The organism is Flavobacterium sp. UGB4466, from assembly GCF_903469665.1.
GTDB lineage: Bacteria > Bacteroidota > Bacteroidia > Flavobacteriales > Flavobacteriaceae > Flavobacterium > Flavobacterium lipolyticum.
The window spans coordinates 1-15,379 of record NZ_CAGKLC010000098.1 but is presented as its reverse complement, the minus strand read 5'-3'; the positions used below and the strand labels follow the sequence as shown (position 1 = coordinate 15,379).

Below are 15,379 nucleotides of genomic sequence, written 5' to 3'. Positions count from 1 at the left end.
TACTTCAAATTCAATTAAATTCAAAAAAAGAAAAGCATTTTTATTATTCTTTAATTGTTTAGAGTTGGACCGAAAACAAAATTACAATGAGGTGTTTCATAAAACGTTATAAGAATCCGGCATGATTTTGTCAAAATCCGCTATTTTAGTTAAAGTTTTAAAAGCAGAAGCACATAAGTAAATTTGACCAATAAAAAAAGGATTTAAACAAACAAATAATATTTATTTAAACCCTAACATTTTTCACTTTTTTGATCTATTATGTTTTAACAGTTTCGCTCAGGATTTTTAATTTTTCACTGAGTTCTATCAGTCCGGCTTTTTGCAAACATTCCTCTCCAAAAAGTTTTAATTCCTGTAGATTTTCTTCCGGGGCACTACTCATGAGAATCGTTTGTTTATCGTCCGTTTTACTGGACAATCCACGTTCAATAATATGGTTTAGTAACAGCACATTTTTTCGCGAAATTTTCAAATCAATTTTCACTACATCATTCATTCCGGGGATACTAAGTACAGTATCAAAAACCTTGGCCACATCATTTGTTGTCATAATCTTCACGTTTTTAAATTAATACTATTTAATGTAAAAGTAAGAGGTCCTTTTGATCTTATTCACATCAAAATCTGGTGATGATTGCATGACATTTCTACCTTCGTTATATTCGAGCTTTACTTTATACCTAAAGAGTATATTTACAAAATTTGTAAAAATTCCTATAACCTTAATACTGTACCATACTCTTTAGAGAGACTCAAAGATTGCATCGTTCCTGCAATCGGCAAGATGTCCGGTTGTATCACAACCGATATCTTGCTGCCTCTCTGCTCGGAACTCGCTGGCAGTGAAAACTGGAAGATTTGTAATGTCGAATGAAAAGGAAAAATGATGAAAGACGAGAAAAAAAACAGAACAAGATGGCTCCATCTCAGGCTCAGTGAAGACGAATATAAGATGCTGCAGAAATATTTCGAAGAATCAGTCTGCCCTAAAATGAGTGACTTTGCCCGCAAAAATCTACTTAGAAAACCTGTTATTTTAAAATACAGAAATACAGCTCTTGATGATCTAATGTTCGAATTAATTAAGATGAGATCAGAGCTGAATCCCATTGGAAACAACTTCAATCAGGCTGTGAAAAAACTGCATACGCTTTCCCAGATTTCTGAATTCAAATTATGGATTCTTTGTTACGAAACAGATAAAAAAATGTTGTTCAGTTCTATTGAAGAAATAAAAATGGCCATCAAAAATCTTACTGAAAAATGGTTGCAGTCATAAACACGGGGTCATCAGTCAGAAGCATTTTCAATTACAATGAAAATAAAATTGAAGCTGGAAAAGCGGAACTTATAGGAGAAGGAAATTATCCGGTTGAAGCCTCCGAACTTCGCAAGGACTTAAGGCTGAAACTGCTTTTACAACAGCTCGAATTAAATACAAATGTCAAGCGCGGAAGCGTGCACATATCTCTAAATTTTGATTCAACTGAAAACCAAATGCCGAAAGAAAAGCTGATGGAAATTGCACATTCGTATATGGTAAAAATCGGATTTGGATTCCAGCCATATCTGGTTTATCAGCATCATGATGCAGGACATCCGCACATCCATATCGTGTCTATAAAAGTGAAGTCTGACGGAAAGAGAATTGACATGCAGAACATAGGCAGGAACCAATCTGAAACAGCCCGTAAAGAAATTGAAAAGGCATTCAATCTGATCCCTGCGGAGGACAGCCAAAAGAAAAAGATCCTAAATATAAAACCAGTAAAAAGCAGTGTTATAGAGTATGGAACAGCTGAAACTAAAAAAGCAATTGCTGCTGTATTAAACGCAGTAATTCCTAATTATAAATGTACAACTGTAGGAGAATTAAATGCAGTGCTGAATCTTTATAACGTTACCGCCATGCAAGGCAGCAAAGATTCAAGAATGTTTCTTCATAAAGGTCTGGCTTACCAGATTCTTAACGATAAAAAACAGCCTGTGGGTATTCCCTTAAAGGCCAGCAGTTTTTACATGAAACCCACCCTTAAAAATCTAGAATTAAAATTTGCGGCAAACAAGGCAGAAAGAAATTTCCATTTAAAAAGAGTAAAAAATGCAGTTGATCTCGCCTTTATGCAGAACAGGATAAAATCAGTTTCCGGCCTTGACAGAATTCTAATCCAGGATGGAATCAAGACTGCTGAACGAAGAAACGAACAAGGTATTCTCTATGGCTTAACCTATATAGACCATAAAACAAAATGTGTTTTTAACGGAAGCTCTCTAGGAAAGCCTTACGCAGCTTCGGGCATAGAAGAACGGTGCGGTATCAAAAATTTTAGCATCGGCAGCGCCACCGTTAAAAATATTGAGGATGATCCATTAAAAAACAAACCATCACAGCCCTCTTTTATTTCACCAGGTGAGCTCCAGAAGATAATTGACTCGGTCCTGCAGCCTGAGTTTTCTGCTGATTTTATTCCCTCTCGGCTGAAAAGAAAAAAGAAACGAAAAAAAGGAAAAGGGCATTCAGATTACTAACTAAAAAACTAAGACTATGCAGACAGGAGAAAATGAACAGGCGCTTAGAAAGATTTTGGATATGACAAGGCTTATCAGCATGATATTGTTAGCTCTACATTTCTATTATTACGGCTATAATGTATTTAAAATATGGGGACTGGTAAGCAGCTTCGGCAATAAACTGATGGGGAATATATTTCGCACCGGGCTCTTTGATTGTTTTCATTTATCCAAGCTGTTTTCTTTGGGATTTTTATGCATTTCTTTGCTTGGGGCAAAGGGCAGAAAAAATGAAAAGCTGGACTTCAAAACTGCGTTCTGTTATATTGCTTTGGGGCTATTGGCTTATTTTTCGAGCTTCTTTTTTCTGGCTATTTCGGCTGTCCCAGAGAAAAAACTGGCCCTTTATATGATCTGCACTATCTTAGGATATCTGCTCCTGATTTCGGGCGGAACACTTTTGTCGAGGATCATAAGAAGAAATCTCCGCCATAAGGATATTTTCAACAGTGAAAATGAAACATTCCCACAGGAAGAACGGCTCCTTGAAAATGAATATTCCATTAACCTGCCGGCACAATATAGATTGAAAAACAAAGTCCGAAAAAGCTGGATCAATATCATAAATCCCTTTCGTGGCATCTTAGTTGCAGGAACACCAGGCTCCGGAAAATCCTATTTTGTGATCCGCCATATCATAACCCAGCACATACGTAAAGGCTTCTCAATGTTTGTATATGATTTTAAGTTTGACGACCTCAGCATAATTGCCTATAACACATGGCTTCAGAATAAGCATTTATACAAGGTGGAACCTAAATTCTATGTCATTAATTTTGATGATCTGAGCCGTACGCACAGATGCAATCCCCTTGATCCAAAATCAATGGACGACATAACAGACGCATCTGAATCGGCACGCACCATTCTTTTGGGATTAAACCGTGAATGGATAAAAAAACAGGGAGACTTTTTCGTGGAATCCCCTATCAATTTTCTTTCTGCCGTTATATGGTACCTGCGTAAATACAATAACGGCGAGTTCTGCACCCTGCCTCATGTAATTGAACTCATGCAGGTTGAATATAACAGCCTTTTTACGCTGCTGAGAACCGAAAAAGAAATAGAGATTTTGATAGATCCATTTGTCAGCGCCTACCTTCAGAATGTCATGGAGCAGCTGGAAGGCCAGATAGCCTCGGCTAAGATATCAATGGCAAGGCTTTCCAGTGCGCAGCTTTACTATGTGCTCTCTGGAAATGACTTCACTCTTGACATAAATAATCCTGAAGACCCAAAGATAGTCTGCATGGGAAATAATCCGCTTAAAATCCAGACCTATGGCGCCGTTCTCTCGCTTTATGTAAGCAGGCTCATCAAGCAGGTGAACCAGAAAGACAGGATCAAAAGCAGTCTTATATTTGATGAATTCCCGACTATCTATCTAAATAATATGGACAGCCTTATAGCGACGGCCAGAAGCAATAAGGTAAGCACCTGTCTGGGGATTCAGGACTTCAGCCAGCTGCGCAAGGATTACGGCCGCGAACAGGCGGATGTAATTGTTAACATAGTTGGAAATATTGTCTCAGGACAGGTCAGCGGAGATACGGCTAAACAGCTCTCCGAACGTTTTGGAAAAATAATGCAGGACCGTGAGAGCATTTCCATAAACAGCTCCGATACATCAATCAGCAGATCAAAACAGTTGGAAGCTGCAGTGCCTGCTTCTAAGATTTCATGTTTAAGTTCTGGCGAATTTGTAGGCATTACGGCCGATAATCCTGACCGTAAAATAGAACTCAAAACATTTCATTCTGAAATAATCAATAATCACGAGCAGCTTAAAAAAGAAGAAGGCTCATATCAGAAAATCAGCCCGGTGCGTATTATAAACAATACAATGATTGAACGCAATTATCTGCAGATAAAAGAAGACATATCCGAAATTGTAAATTCAGAAATGGAACGTCTTATACATGATCCTTCCCTATCCCATTTAGTAATCAAAAAGAAAAAATAGCTATGCTTTACTATTAGTAATGCTTTGCGTCATATATCCTGATGAAAATTAACGATACTTTGATAACAGTTCTTTTTTGAAGTTAGATTGAAAACTATTTACAGAAATCAGTGAAGCTCATCTTTTCGTAAAAAGCTGTTAAACTGGAATCCACGTCTATGTTGGTATTTTTCCATTTTTAAATAAGATAAAACAATAAAGATTCTACTATTTATTTCGAGCTTAATGCCCCTTTACAATACGGTTCTTAAATATTCTCTTCATTAGAATCTATGGTATTCGTTGGTAAATTCTGTTTCCCTATTTTTAAAAGTGATCCGCAATAAAAACCAAAAATATTGAAATCAATTCTAATAATTATGAATTAAAAACTGCCAAAGCGAACGAATTTTTAACTCAAAGCCAACAATTCTCCAAAGTAGGATAATCAATTCATAGTGAGTGATCTTTTTAGTAATTTTAAAATTCAGAAAGCCAGCATTTAACTTTACGTTTCCTTTTTTTATTCTGATTTTCAAAACGGCATCTGCTACCGGAATTCTTAAGACCCATTTTACCCTCAACTTAATTTTATTTGCTCTCATATATATAACTGATTTGAATATGATGCAAATAAAAGTGGTGATTCAATGGCGATTTTAAATTACCAAAATAACCTCAATATTCTATCATTTTTTTTAGATCTGCTTCATAGCTACCTGTGTATACTGAAAACTTACTGCTCGTGGTGCTTGGCGAAGTGTTTTCCAGTTGCTTGAAAAGGTGCAGTAGAGAAATGAAGGACGTTTTATGCTTTTTATTAATATTAAGATAGACCAGATGCATCGTCTTTCGCATAAATTCGACTGTTGTACCCGTTCGAGGAAACCTTTCGCAACCTGCAGGCAGCTTTCCAGTTTCATAAATTTGGGTCGTGTACAACACCAGCCTTTCAAAATCAGGTTCACTCATAATCAGCGTCCGATTCCATTTTCCTGATAATGGTATCAGAATATTCCGGATCTGCTTTGAATCTTCCTCTTTTAGATGGCTTCTAACTTTCAAATCTATATTCGATTGTAGCCGACCAGCTTCCCTGTAATCATTTTTAGAAGATCTGGCCTTACCCTCCGAATTCATGTTCGAATCTGTTTCCTTAAGCCATTTCCTAGCAAATTTCACATGGCCTATGGGCGCATTGATCTCTTTCAGACCTGTTTCCAAAAAAAGCAGATCATTCTTAATCTTTTCCTTATATTTGGCATATACTAAAAGCTTGAACTCAAAATTAAAAACATTTCCCAGATAATTAAGCCATTTATTTATCCAATCAAAATACATTTCGATTACTAGAAATTTTGCAGGTCCGTTAGTCCGTATCTTGTTAGCTCTTTTACATTCGTCTGTAAGATCGATAGTATAAATGGTCTCCAGTTTATCATAGAAGCCATTAGCAAGAATATTAATAAGAGTATCAACCGCCGCGTTCACCTCCAATTTGTTTTTGGGGTCGAATTTTATCCCTGCTTTCTCAGGAACATTAATAAAAAAATTGCTGTAGAGCGGAATAAATACATATCCTTGACCGTCATTAAGATGAATGTGGACACCTTTCCCATTTATAGGAAAATCATCTTTGTCCCTGTCTTCATCATTGTGTATAACCAGATTACTGTTCATCTTTATATCATTTAGCATCCTTTGTAAATTGTTCCAATTTAAAAGTTTTGTTTAGATTTCGGTCAGAAATGTACACACCGAGCTTGTAATCTTGAAAATTTCCTGCAATTATAATCATTATGGGCTCAGGACAGTAGTATTTTTCACTCTTTGATATTTTACTCATCTGTTGGTAATCTTGATAGCTTGGCTCTACGGTTCCATTTGGATGATAATGCCATTCACCTAAATAATATTGGTTCTTATTCCATGCAGCGGTCAGTATCGATTTCAGCCCCTTTATCCCTCTTTCAAACCAATATCTACCGGCTCTGCTGTCTTCAGGAGGATCCATTATTTCGCTTACCGTTGCCGTCGCTGAATCCGTATAACTGCCAAGGATTATTCCTCCCGTTTCATTTATTCCCGCAGTTTTGATGAGATTTCTCATTTTTTTTATATGATGGTCTTCTATCGCAACTTTTATCCCGGTACTCTTTAGTATAAAAATCATAGTAAAGTTTTAATTGATACACCGCCACTATCATCACGCTCTATTATGATCAGTTTGGATTGTACGGCTTCACTTAAAAATATTTCAAGCTGTCTTATTGTACAGGCAACAAGGCCTTGAATGTCATCAATTCGTGCTGGAAAAATAGGATGCCAGCACCCTATTCCCTCCAACGGGAACTGCGGATTTGGAAATTTCTGCTTCTGCTCTTCTGACCAAGCTTTAGTTTTTTTCTTGAATTCAGAAAAGAGCTCCTGCATCGGACTTCGCATCATTAAGGCCAGCAGGCTTCTCGCCTCTATGCCAAGGGAAATCGAAAATACAATCTGTTGCTCTGTAGTACAGTGCTCCGAAAGTATACTAAGAACGCTGTCTTCAGCCGTACAGTCGATAATGAGATCAAACTGGTCTAGAAATTTAGGCTCTCGCTCCAAAACCTTTTCAATGGTTTGAATGCAGAAATCTGCTTTTATGAACGGAAAGGTGTTGTTTGCCCTCCTGGCAACTTCCTGTGCTTTATAATAGGTAAGGGACTTCATATCAAGGGTATGCCTTGAGAAATTGCCCACCTGTGCTCCGTCATCATCTACAATCGTAAGTCTTCCACAGCCCATTCTTGCTAAAAGATCGGTCAAATACGAGCCAACTGAACCCGCGCCTATTATGCAGATTTTAAAATCAGTTAGCTGCCTATTAGCCAAACCTCGCGCCGTAATCTGGTCTTTCATCCAGTTCTCGGAATGAAGCCATTTAATGCTTTGATGCTTAGCATAAATCCTTGAAAACTGGGCTTTTCTCCACTCATCGGTGTTTTTTCTGAATCCAGTCATAGATTTATGAAGACCAGGCAACCGCACTGCAAACCAGTGCATCCGTTCAGGTTCCTGACCTATAAATGGTGCCACAGGAAAACCGATTGCCAAATATTTTGTCTTGTCCAAAAGCCTGCCTTTTACCAGCTTATCAAACAGAAATTCCCTTAAAGCCCATCCTTTCTTTTCACATAATTCAAACAGTTCACCCCAAGTAAGTGGAATTTGCCAAGGTTCGATAACCGGTATGTCGGAAACCCGGAACCACAATGCCACCTCTGTACCGTTCTTTGAATCCGAAAGCAGGTTACCCCATTCATATCTGACAGCAGAACCATTATCATGGCTGTAGTTCAGAACCACGGCTAAATTGGCATTAAACTCAGGTTTATAGAATTCCAGTAACCCCTTGTTCCCTGAGACCTGCCAATTCTGAAACATTTCAGGGTCTTCAGAAAAAATCCAACTGGTGAATATTTTGCTCTCCTTCGGGATATGCGGAAATTCAAAAGGATCTCCAGCTACCTGAAGCCTTCTTTCAGCGGCGGCTTTGATCCATAATAGGCTTCTTTTAATGCACCACTGAAGGCGGTACGCATCAAATGGCTCCTTATTAAAATATGTACTTTTCCAAGTGCCATACTGTGTTTTAATGCAGATATCTCCTGATCTCCATAGTTTGCCAGTATCCCGATTAATGTTCATGTGAGGAAAAGTCGATATTATGCCTCCTTGGGTTGCAGGGAAAATACACAGCGAGCCGTAAGGATAGTTCTTCGATATCAGAGCATACCACAACGTTTCAACAGGCACTCTGTCTGTTCCTTGAAAATCCCCTGAAAGCGCAAACTTAAGCACCCATTTTTTTTCCGAAACTGACCAGCTCAGGTCTTCAAGCAGTTTGTAGCTAGTAATTTGTTCACATAACCTCCTTCCGTGCAGAATGATTTCTGATGGCTCCTCCATTTATGCAAATCTAGATGAATCGGGTTCAGTAACTCCGGATCTCGGTGTAAAACCCGTCGGTCCTGAATTTTTGGTTCCTCCATTGTCGTCGTCTTCTGGAGCCAGCGGAAATTTAGGCCCGAATATTTCCTGCCATTTCTCTGTAGCCTTCCTAAGTGACTTCTCATCGTAGGCCTCCCTGGCTTTTTCCGCGTAATTTTTCATGTGGTCATAGAACTTATTAAAATCATCTTTTGTGATCCTGTGCCACACATTATGTGAAGGAACACCTCTGTCAGGAAACTCTGGTACGATTCCTGCTACTCGGTATGCCGAGAACTTGTCTACAAATTTTTCAAAGGTAAGGACCACACCTTCAGCCATGCTTGTAATACCGTTGGGACAGCAGTCTCCAAGCATATGCTCGATTGGGTATCCCTTAGGATATTTCAAATCTGTAATTTTTAACGTTCTCCACCATTTGAATGCCTTTACGATGTTGACGTAATAGCCATTAGTTGACTTGTTCTTATCACGTGTCCATCTGATTTGCTCCAGCGGGTGAGTTTCCTCCCAGATATCTGCCTCACGATCCGGTATCCATAAAGGTTGTAGTTTCCACTCGGCTTCCGCACGCACCGACTCAGACAATAGATTCACCGCCTTCATCAAATCAGGCTCGTTCCAACCTTTGGAAAGCCTCCAGTCATATGATCCTGTCATCAAATCTTCGAGCGTCAGATCTGTTGTCACACTCTTTGAACGAAGCCCGCTCTTGTCAACTTCAGAAGGCGCGGAAGTAACCACGATATCCAAGTCGACATAGGACAGCGAAATTCCAATCGATCTGCCCTGCTTTACCCATTTTCCTTTGTAATGTTTCTCCACAAAAGGCTCAAATTTCTCCAATGCCTCTTCGGGTGTAGTGCTATCCTGGTCAAGAGTGGTAACAACAATAACGTCTACATCCGCTCTTTTTTCACCATTTGGTCGGACTGCTGTTGATCTCCTGTAACTTCCTTGAAGAAATGTTGTAACGATGATATCCTTTAAATCATCGTCGGCCAATAACCTGTTTCGAAGTGTTGTATGGCCTCTCTTGGCATCATCTTTCTGTGTCTGTGTTAATCTGATGCCAGTTAAAAAATCTGTAAAGTAACTGTTTATATTTCCCATTTATTGTTTAAGGTAAATTAAGTGATTGAACATAAGTTCCGCTACGGATACCCTCGAAATCGTACTCGTAAAGCGAAATTCTGCCGTAACCAGATGCCTGCTGGCCAAGAAAGAAATTGAAAGAGTTTGGCGCCGAAATAAAGATGTGTATTCTCTTCCCTCTTCCTTTTGCAGTTTTCCAAGTACGTATTTTCCTGTTTAAAAATACGATATACTCCATAATATGATCAGCATTCCTGACAGCACTGAAACCGCAACCGGAAATTGCTTTGGCATGCAAAACGGCTGCCGCGTTCGGTACGTGCGATTCAACAAAGTGATCCACCTCCGCCGAAATATCGTTGCTGATGCTAATCGAGAGTACCAGATCATCCCCATCTGCATTGCCATCTCTTTCCGTATAGTCCCACTGCTCAGTCTCCTCTCTAGTAGCCTCCAGTTCAGGTTTCCAGTATACACGGCCCTTCGGGGATTTCTGAACGATGGTAATATCAGTTCCAGACTTGTTACCGATGTAATAGCCGAGTGCATATGCCGTCGAAATATGAGCATCCAGATGCAGAACTATGGGCTTTCCCAAACCGATCAGCTCCTGTGAAAATGCTTCAATGCTTGGAAGAACCTCACTCTGCCACAAAGGTCCATCCAATATATACCGTGATTCGAAGTGCTTTAAGAGGCATAAACATTTATCTGTCTCCATTTCCATATTTTCAGCCCCTTTTCTAAATGTACGCAGTCCTGCACTAGCGAAAATCTTTTCATTCGTGGTGGTTGTAACCCATAGATCCTCTTGGGCCAGAATTGCATATAGATTATCTTTGTGAAGCCTATTTGATTTTTCCTCATGAAGACGGACAATCAGGGATGAATATGGGCTGGTGCGTTTATCGTCATGCAAAGGCTTAAGGTTTATTGCTGCTAAAGCAAAGCTTAGTGGCTCATCAAAATATTCCCCTGAAACGTGATTGGCACGAATCCTGAGCTGCCTAAGTACGATTTTCAATTCGCGATCCTCTGAGAGTCCAAGATGATCTCTCCATTTTTTTCTAATCTTGCCCATTTGTGACCTGTCGGTAGTCCCGTCAAAGAGTCTCTTGAAGATTACAGCTCCTTCATTATTGAGCAGTTTAATCAGATCATCTTTTTGGTCCACTCCCCAAGTATTTATGATATAGTAATTTGTTTTAGCGTAGTCCTCAGGGGAGGCTAAATAATTTTTGTACAATTTCTGGAGAAGCGATTCAGAAACAGCCCCAATAAAAGAGGGATCAATCAGCGCATCCACGTCAAATGCTCTGGAATGGTCAACATGGAACTTGACTTGATAACATTCCCTGCTTATGCTGTAGCCATATGTGCTTAACCTTGGTGGATCAAAAGAGACCGTTACGTCATCAAATCCGGGAACACCATCAGCTTCATACGTTACCTCTACTGCCGTTGACCCCGGTCGATATAAGGAACAGGCCTTATACCAAAAAAACTTAGCCTGAAATTCGAATCCTTTCTGGATCGCTAAAACTGAATCTGCCATTTCTATTCTTGTTTAAGTAATTTTGCAATTTACCTCTTTTTTTAACACAATTTATTCTAAGTTTTCAACATAATATACTTCATTAGGCTAAAGCAAATGAATCAAATTCTACATCTGTTAAAACAGCTTATTTCATTTAGTTTTCAGAAAAGCATTTTATGAGTTGCCTCATTATGCTTAGCCACTTGTCATCAAATAACTGAATTAAAAGGCATATCAAATTACGGAAATCCATAAACTAGACTTGCATAACATTAATTTCGAAAAATCTATTTCTATTTTTTCAGTTTGCAATTTCAGCATGGATTAGGTATTTTTATTGTATAATTTCAAAAGCAACGCAGAACGGTTACCCTTACTTTTGTGGATCTGTAGCAAGAATGGCAACTGTCTTCTCATCTATCTCTCCCTGATAATATTTATCCAATACTTTTTGGAATACGGGATCCGTGTTCGGCAAGAGACTGAACAGGGTCATGCAGGATCTGAGCTTGCGCTGGTCCGGCTTTGCGAAAATCTCCAATGCGGTTTTCCCCTGAAGGTCCAGAACCGCCTGCGAAATTTTCACCAGGCGCTAACCAAGAACGGGGTTATCGAGATATTCTTTTGCTTCGTCTAGCCCCTTTAACCCATAATAGATATTGTAATCCGTGAATCCCAGACCTATGATCTGGGGAAAGACAAACCACATCCAATGGCTGGTCTTCCTGCCATTTTTTATTTCATCCAATGCCTGACGGTACACATTTTCCTGTGCCGATGCATATCTTTCGATTCCGTCCTCTAAATCCATACGCCGTCTTTTAAAATATTTCCTGATACATAAGCTCGATTGTAACCTCTTTTTTGACCGCCCCTGCTCTACAATAATGGACGACCATCTCGGCTGGAAGTTTTCGACCAAATAATGGAAAGCGTGCAGTATCTCATCGGGATTGCTTCCCAGATCGTCAGCTTTCAGTGTTAGCGTAAAATCTTCAAAATGCAGTTCCATACATCGAAAAGTACTAGATTATTAGATTACCTTCATAGGAATAAATATTCTTTTTTTTAACGAATAAATTAAACTTCAAAATTTACGGAAACCCGTAAAATTCTTTTTAAAACATTTTCTATTTTGTGCCTGCTTAAAAATATAACTAAAAAAAACAGCTATCTAATTATAAACAGGTATTTATACTGTTGCCTGCTTTTTTTATCTTTCTTTATATTAGTCAGCTCAATGTAAAATATTTACCTAAGGACTCAATTTATTGGATAATGTTATGTCATGGGGATTCAATGCAACTGTTTTACATTACAGATTACAATAAAATAATTTAGAATTGCACTTATGTTAGGAAGCTTTTAAAGTTTAAAAATCTAAAAAAATAATGAAAGGAGTACCAATTTTATTGAACAATAAGGCTTTTACGCCATTCCACTTTTATTCAAGCTTTTTAGGTAGCGTCGCAAGTTTTTACAGGCAGTTTCCACAGGAAAAAATAACTTTTTTTTTAATTGGGGAAGATGAAAAAGAATCTTTTTTTCACACCTATTACTTTGATCCTATCAGCATTCCTCTATTTTTGTCACTTGCCGACCAGCTTTCTAAATTTCACAAGGAAAGTATAACACTGCAATTGTATAATACACATTCCACTAAAAAAGTGCTAGCCTTTCTAGATAGGTCAGATTTTTTTAAGATTTCTGGTGATTTTCATAAGTTCCACAAAAATATCTTATCCTTTAATAAGGATTTTTTAGGTTTTTTTGATTCAAATAAACAGAGACCTGAGCATAAAGTCCGCTTCTATTCACTAAACGAAGGAGTTATCACAAATAGTATTAGCACACTCCCTCCTGAACAGCAGAGGGATTATCTAATCGAATACTATACTTATAAAGTTAAAGACCATTTTGAAGTTATCCTGAACGAGAGCAGTAACAATAAAGAGATCGTTTTTGATTATGTGCAGATTTTATCCGAGCTAATAACAAATGGAGTTTTACATTCCAAATCGGATGTATATGCATTAATGTTCACAGATAAAGAAAGAACATGTTTTTCGATTTCAGACAATGGAATAGGGCTGTTTGAATCTTTAAAATCAAAGCAGATTCAGACAGTAAATACAAACTACAAACTTTTTGATTTATATAATGAACTTTTTGATACAATTCCTCTAAATGTGGATAAAAAGATTAAAGAGTCATTTTATTCCATCTTTGAAGCGTTATATTATTCAATCCTAAAAGACAGGAAAGGATTATTTGATCTTATGACCACTGTAGTTTTAAATTCTGATGGATACTTCAGGCTTCATAATCATAATGCCCAGATCATAATTTCCCTTAGAATGATGCGTGAACTATATGTATTGGTTAAACTTCGAGGTCAGATTTATGATTGTCATCAAAAATATATTTCTAAGGTAATTGATAGAAATGAATTTGAGGAGACTTTCAGCAAGTTAACACTTCATGTAAGGGATGAATTTAAAAAACTGATTACAAATATAATTTCAAATTATAATTCAGATGTAAAGTATTCATCTATAAGACTTTTTGAAGTTCGATTCAAGGGAGTTCATATTGAAGTAGAAATACCTAAAAAGTATTAACATGCTAATTTCTTTAATAAAAAATGAGGAACTGATTTATTTCAATCTTCATGCAGAGCAAACCATTAGCAGCAGTTATTTTGCAGCCGAAATTGGATTATATGCAACTGAATTATTTGACAGCACCCTGCAAAGGATTAACAGCTGTTTAGATCAAATTGCAGGCAGCAGTGAACTGAATCTATATCTTGATTTTGAAAATATTGAAAATGCCAGCAAAAATTTGTTTGACGATCTGTCAAAAATCAAGAGTAAGGTAAAATCATTGGTCTTTATAAACCTTAAGCAGAATGTACTGAACCAATTATCCCTTAATGAAGAGTTTCTAAAAAACCCCAATAATCACAAGATGGAAAATGAGGAAACTTTTACAATTTTCTATTTTGGTAACGATTCTAAAGCCGTGAGATACTTAGAACCGCAAAGCCTTTTCGAAGAAGAATTACTTCATTTCATTATGCACTTTAAAAGCCCCGATTCGGAAGAGTTATTCTTACATTCATCATCTTCTGTCTATTTAACCTCATATATAGATATAAAAAAAATGATCTCACAGGGCACTAGTTTTATAATGTTCTGCCTATACAAATTAGCATTAAAGATTCATGAAGCTTGGATAGAAAATATGGACGATAAGCCTGTTCTTGTATGTCAAAATTTAAATAGCTCTTTCATTAGCTCAGTTCTTTCCAATTTCCTTCAGATGGATGTACTTATTCTGGACCATGTAGGTCCTATAAACACAAACTATAGCAGCCTGAATAGCAAAATTGAACAAGATAAAAAATACATAATAGTCTCAGATGTTGTATGTCTAGGTACAGAGGTAAAGATTACTAAAAACATTATTTCTTTTCTGGGAGGTAAGGTTATCGGTAATGTCAGCATTGTCAAACTAGATACATTAAATGAAGAGCATATTGCTAGCGAAAAGCTGAAAAACCTAAGTGTTTTTAATATTAACAAGGCTAACAATTCACAAATCAATTTTAAAATTAAAACAGCTCTAGACTAATGAATAGTGCAATTTTACATATCTCGGACTTACATGTTACAAGCTGCTTTGACCCAAACGGTGATTTGCAAGATAAATTTCATTCTTGGCTGATAGCGGATAAAAAGCCCGAAAACGAAAGATTCATAACCTCATTCTGTGATTTTGTAAAAAAACAGGTTCCAGATACCATTCTTTATCTTGTTATATCTGGGGATCTGTCAAATTCAGCACAAGATAATGAATTTAACGAATTAGTTGAGATACTCAATTTGATCGCCAGCCAACTGGCTATAACTAAAGATAATATTTTAATAATTCCTGGTGACCATGACGTTAGTAGGAACGATGCAAATTTTGCTTTTCAAAAATTTAGAGGGACAGCTCCTGATAAAAAACTGTATGAGTACAATATTGAAAAATTTGAAAAATTTTCCCTTTTTTATCAAACTTTTTTTGAGGATGCAAAAGTTTTCAATGCAGAAAAGGCTGTATCTGACATTCTTGTTATCGAAGAATTAAAAATAATGTATATTGGGTTAAACTCCAATTTCAAGATCGGTGCAATTTCTGGCTTAGGTTTTATTGATCCCATAATACTAGCTAAAGATTTAGAAGAAATT

13 protein-coding genes and 1 pseudogene are annotated in these 15,379 nt (G+C 37.4%); 6 read left to right on the top strand and 8 right to left on the bottom strand.

Annotated elements, in window-relative coordinates; all coding sequences use genetic code 11:
* Positions 1-259: 259 nt before the first annotated feature.
* Positions 260-553 carry a hypothetical protein gene (locus tag JO950_RS18130; RefSeq protein ID WP_370528125.1) on the bottom strand — a complete coding sequence of 98 codons (294 nt, stop codon included), beginning with the start codon at positions 551-553 and terminating at the stop codon, positions 260-262.
* A gap of 333 nt (positions 554-886) precedes the next feature.
* On the opposite strand from JO950_RS18130, the gene JO950_RS18125 reads away from it, so the two are divergent.
* Genes JO950_RS18125 through mobC form a run of 3 tightly spaced genes read left to right on the top strand, consistent with a single transcriptional unit; the run spans position 887 to position 4,537 of the window.
* Positions 887-1,282, top strand: coding sequence for a plasmid mobilization relaxosome protein MobC (locus tag JO950_RS18125; protein ID WP_237732384.1), 396 nt, complete (start codon positions 887-889; stop codon positions 1,280-1,282).
* Positions 1,267-2,532: a relaxase/mobilization nuclease domain-containing protein gene (locus JO950_RS18120; RefSeq protein WP_202703899.1), complete on the top strand. Its 1,266-nt coding sequence runs from the start codon at positions 1,267-1,269 to the stop codon at positions 2,530-2,532. Before JO950_RS18125 ends, JO950_RS18120 begins: the two co-directional genes overlap by 16 nt.
* Positions 2,533-2,548: 16 nt before the next feature.
* The gene (gene mobC, locus JO950_RS18115; protein WP_202703898.1) at positions 2,549-4,537 is read left to right on the top strand and encodes a conjugal transfer protein MobC; all 1,989 of its coding nucleotides are present in this window, start codon (positions 2,549-2,551) and stop codon (positions 4,535-4,537) included.
* 350 nt (positions 4,538-4,887) lie between these two features.
* Here mobC and JO950_RS18110 read toward each other — a convergent pair whose 3' ends face one another.
* From JO950_RS18110 to JO950_RS18080, 7 genes and pseudogenes are all read right to left on the bottom strand, one after another.
* Positions 4,888-5,121, bottom strand: coding sequence for a hypothetical protein (locus tag JO950_RS18110; RefSeq protein ID WP_202703897.1), 234 nt, complete (start codon positions 5,119-5,121; stop codon positions 4,888-4,890).
* Positions 5,122-5,194: 73 nt separating this feature from the next.
* A complete protein-coding gene (locus tag JO950_RS18105; protein WP_202703896.1) occupies positions 5,195-6,196 on the bottom strand; it encodes a hypothetical protein in 1,002 nt (333 codons plus the stop codon).
* A 7-nt stretch (positions 6,197-6,203) separates the two neighbouring features.
* The gene (locus JO950_RS18100; protein ID WP_202703895.1) at positions 6,204-6,689 is read right to left on the bottom strand and encodes a Mov34/MPN/PAD-1 family protein; all 486 of its coding nucleotides are present in this window, start codon (positions 6,687-6,689) and stop codon (positions 6,204-6,206) included.
* Complete coding sequence (locus JO950_RS18095; RefSeq protein WP_202703894.1) at positions 6,686-8,467, bottom strand: ThiF family adenylyltransferase; 1,782 nt, start codon at positions 8,465-8,467, stop codon at positions 6,686-6,688. The genes JO950_RS18100 and JO950_RS18095 overlap by 4 nt, the downstream gene beginning before the upstream one ends.
* Positions 8,468-9,622, bottom strand: coding sequence for a hypothetical protein (locus JO950_RS18090; RefSeq protein ID WP_202703893.1), 1,155 nt, complete (start codon positions 9,620-9,622; stop codon positions 8,468-8,470).
* A 7-nt stretch (positions 9,623-9,629) separates the two neighbouring features.
* Positions 9,630-11,159: an SAVED domain-containing protein gene (locus tag JO950_RS18085; protein ID WP_202703892.1), complete on the bottom strand. Its 1,530-nt coding sequence runs from the start codon at positions 11,157-11,159 to the stop codon at positions 9,630-9,632.
* Between the two features lie 355 nt (positions 11,160-11,514).
* Positions 11,515-11,952 (bottom strand): annotated as a pseudogene (locus JO950_RS18080) (DUF1810 domain-containing protein).
* Positions 11,953-12,532: 580 nt separating this feature from the next.
* Between JO950_RS18080 and JO950_RS18075 the strand changes: the two are divergent.
* The 3 genes from JO950_RS18075 to JO950_RS18065 all read left to right on the top strand — a co-directional run.
* Complete coding sequence (locus JO950_RS18075; RefSeq protein WP_202703891.1) at positions 12,533-13,762, top strand: ATP-binding protein; 1,230 nt, start codon at positions 12,533-12,535, stop codon at positions 13,760-13,762.
* 1 nt (position 13,763) lies between these two features.
* Complete coding sequence (locus tag JO950_RS18070; RefSeq protein ID WP_202703890.1) at positions 13,764-14,777, top strand: hypothetical protein; 1,014 nt, start codon at positions 13,764-13,766, stop codon at positions 14,775-14,777.
* Positions 14,777-15,379: metallophosphoesterase (locus JO950_RS18065; protein WP_202703889.1), on the top strand; the 603-nt coding region annotated here is incomplete at its 3' end. The genes JO950_RS18070 and JO950_RS18065, both read left to right, overlap by 1 nt.

Excerpts from the sequence above, each read along its gene's own strand:
- JO950_RS18110 (WP_202703897.1), bottom strand. The coding sequence starts at position 5,121 with ATGAGAGCAAATAAAATTAAGTTGAGGGTAAAATGGGTCTTAAGAATT.
- JO950_RS18100 (WP_202703895.1), bottom strand. The coding sequence starts at position 6,689 with ATGATTTTTATACTAAAGAGTACCGGGATAAAAGTTGCGATAGAAGAC.
- JO950_RS18075 (WP_202703891.1), top strand. The coding sequence starts at position 12,533 with ATGAAAGGAGTACCAATTTTATTGAACAATAAGGCTTTTACGCCATTC.
- JO950_RS18120 (WP_202703899.1), top strand. The coding sequence starts at position 1,267 with ATGGTTGCAGTCATAAACACGGGGTCATCAGTCAGAAGCATTTTCAAT.
- JO950_RS18085 (WP_202703892.1), bottom strand. The coding sequence starts at position 11,159 with ATGGCAGATTCAGTTTTAGCGATCCAGAAAGGATTCGAATTTCAGGCT.
- mobC (WP_202703898.1), top strand. The coding sequence starts at position 2,549 with ATGCAGACAGGAGAAAATGAACAGGCGCTTAGAAAGATTTTGGATATG.
- JO950_RS18125 (WP_237732384.1), top strand. The coding sequence starts at position 887 with ATGATGAAAGACGAGAAAAAAAACAGAACAAGATGGCTCCATCTCAGG.
- JO950_RS18130 (WP_370528125.1), bottom strand. The coding sequence starts at position 553 with ATGACAACAAATGATGTGGCCAAGGTTTTTGATACTGTACTTAGTATC.
- JO950_RS18070 (WP_202703890.1), top strand. The coding sequence starts at position 13,764 with ATGCTAATTTCTTTAATAAAAAATGAGGAACTGATTTATTTCAATCTT.
- JO950_RS18105 (WP_202703896.1), bottom strand. The coding sequence starts at position 6,196 with ATGAACAGTAATCTGGTTATACACAATGATGAAGACAGGGACAAAGAT.
- JO950_RS18095 (WP_202703894.1), bottom strand. The coding sequence starts at position 8,467 with ATGGAGGAGCCATCAGAAATCATTCTGCACGGAAGGAGGTTATGTGAA.
- JO950_RS18090 (WP_202703893.1), bottom strand. The coding sequence starts at position 9,622 with ATGGGAAATATAAACAGTTACTTTACAGATTTTTTAACTGGCATCAGA.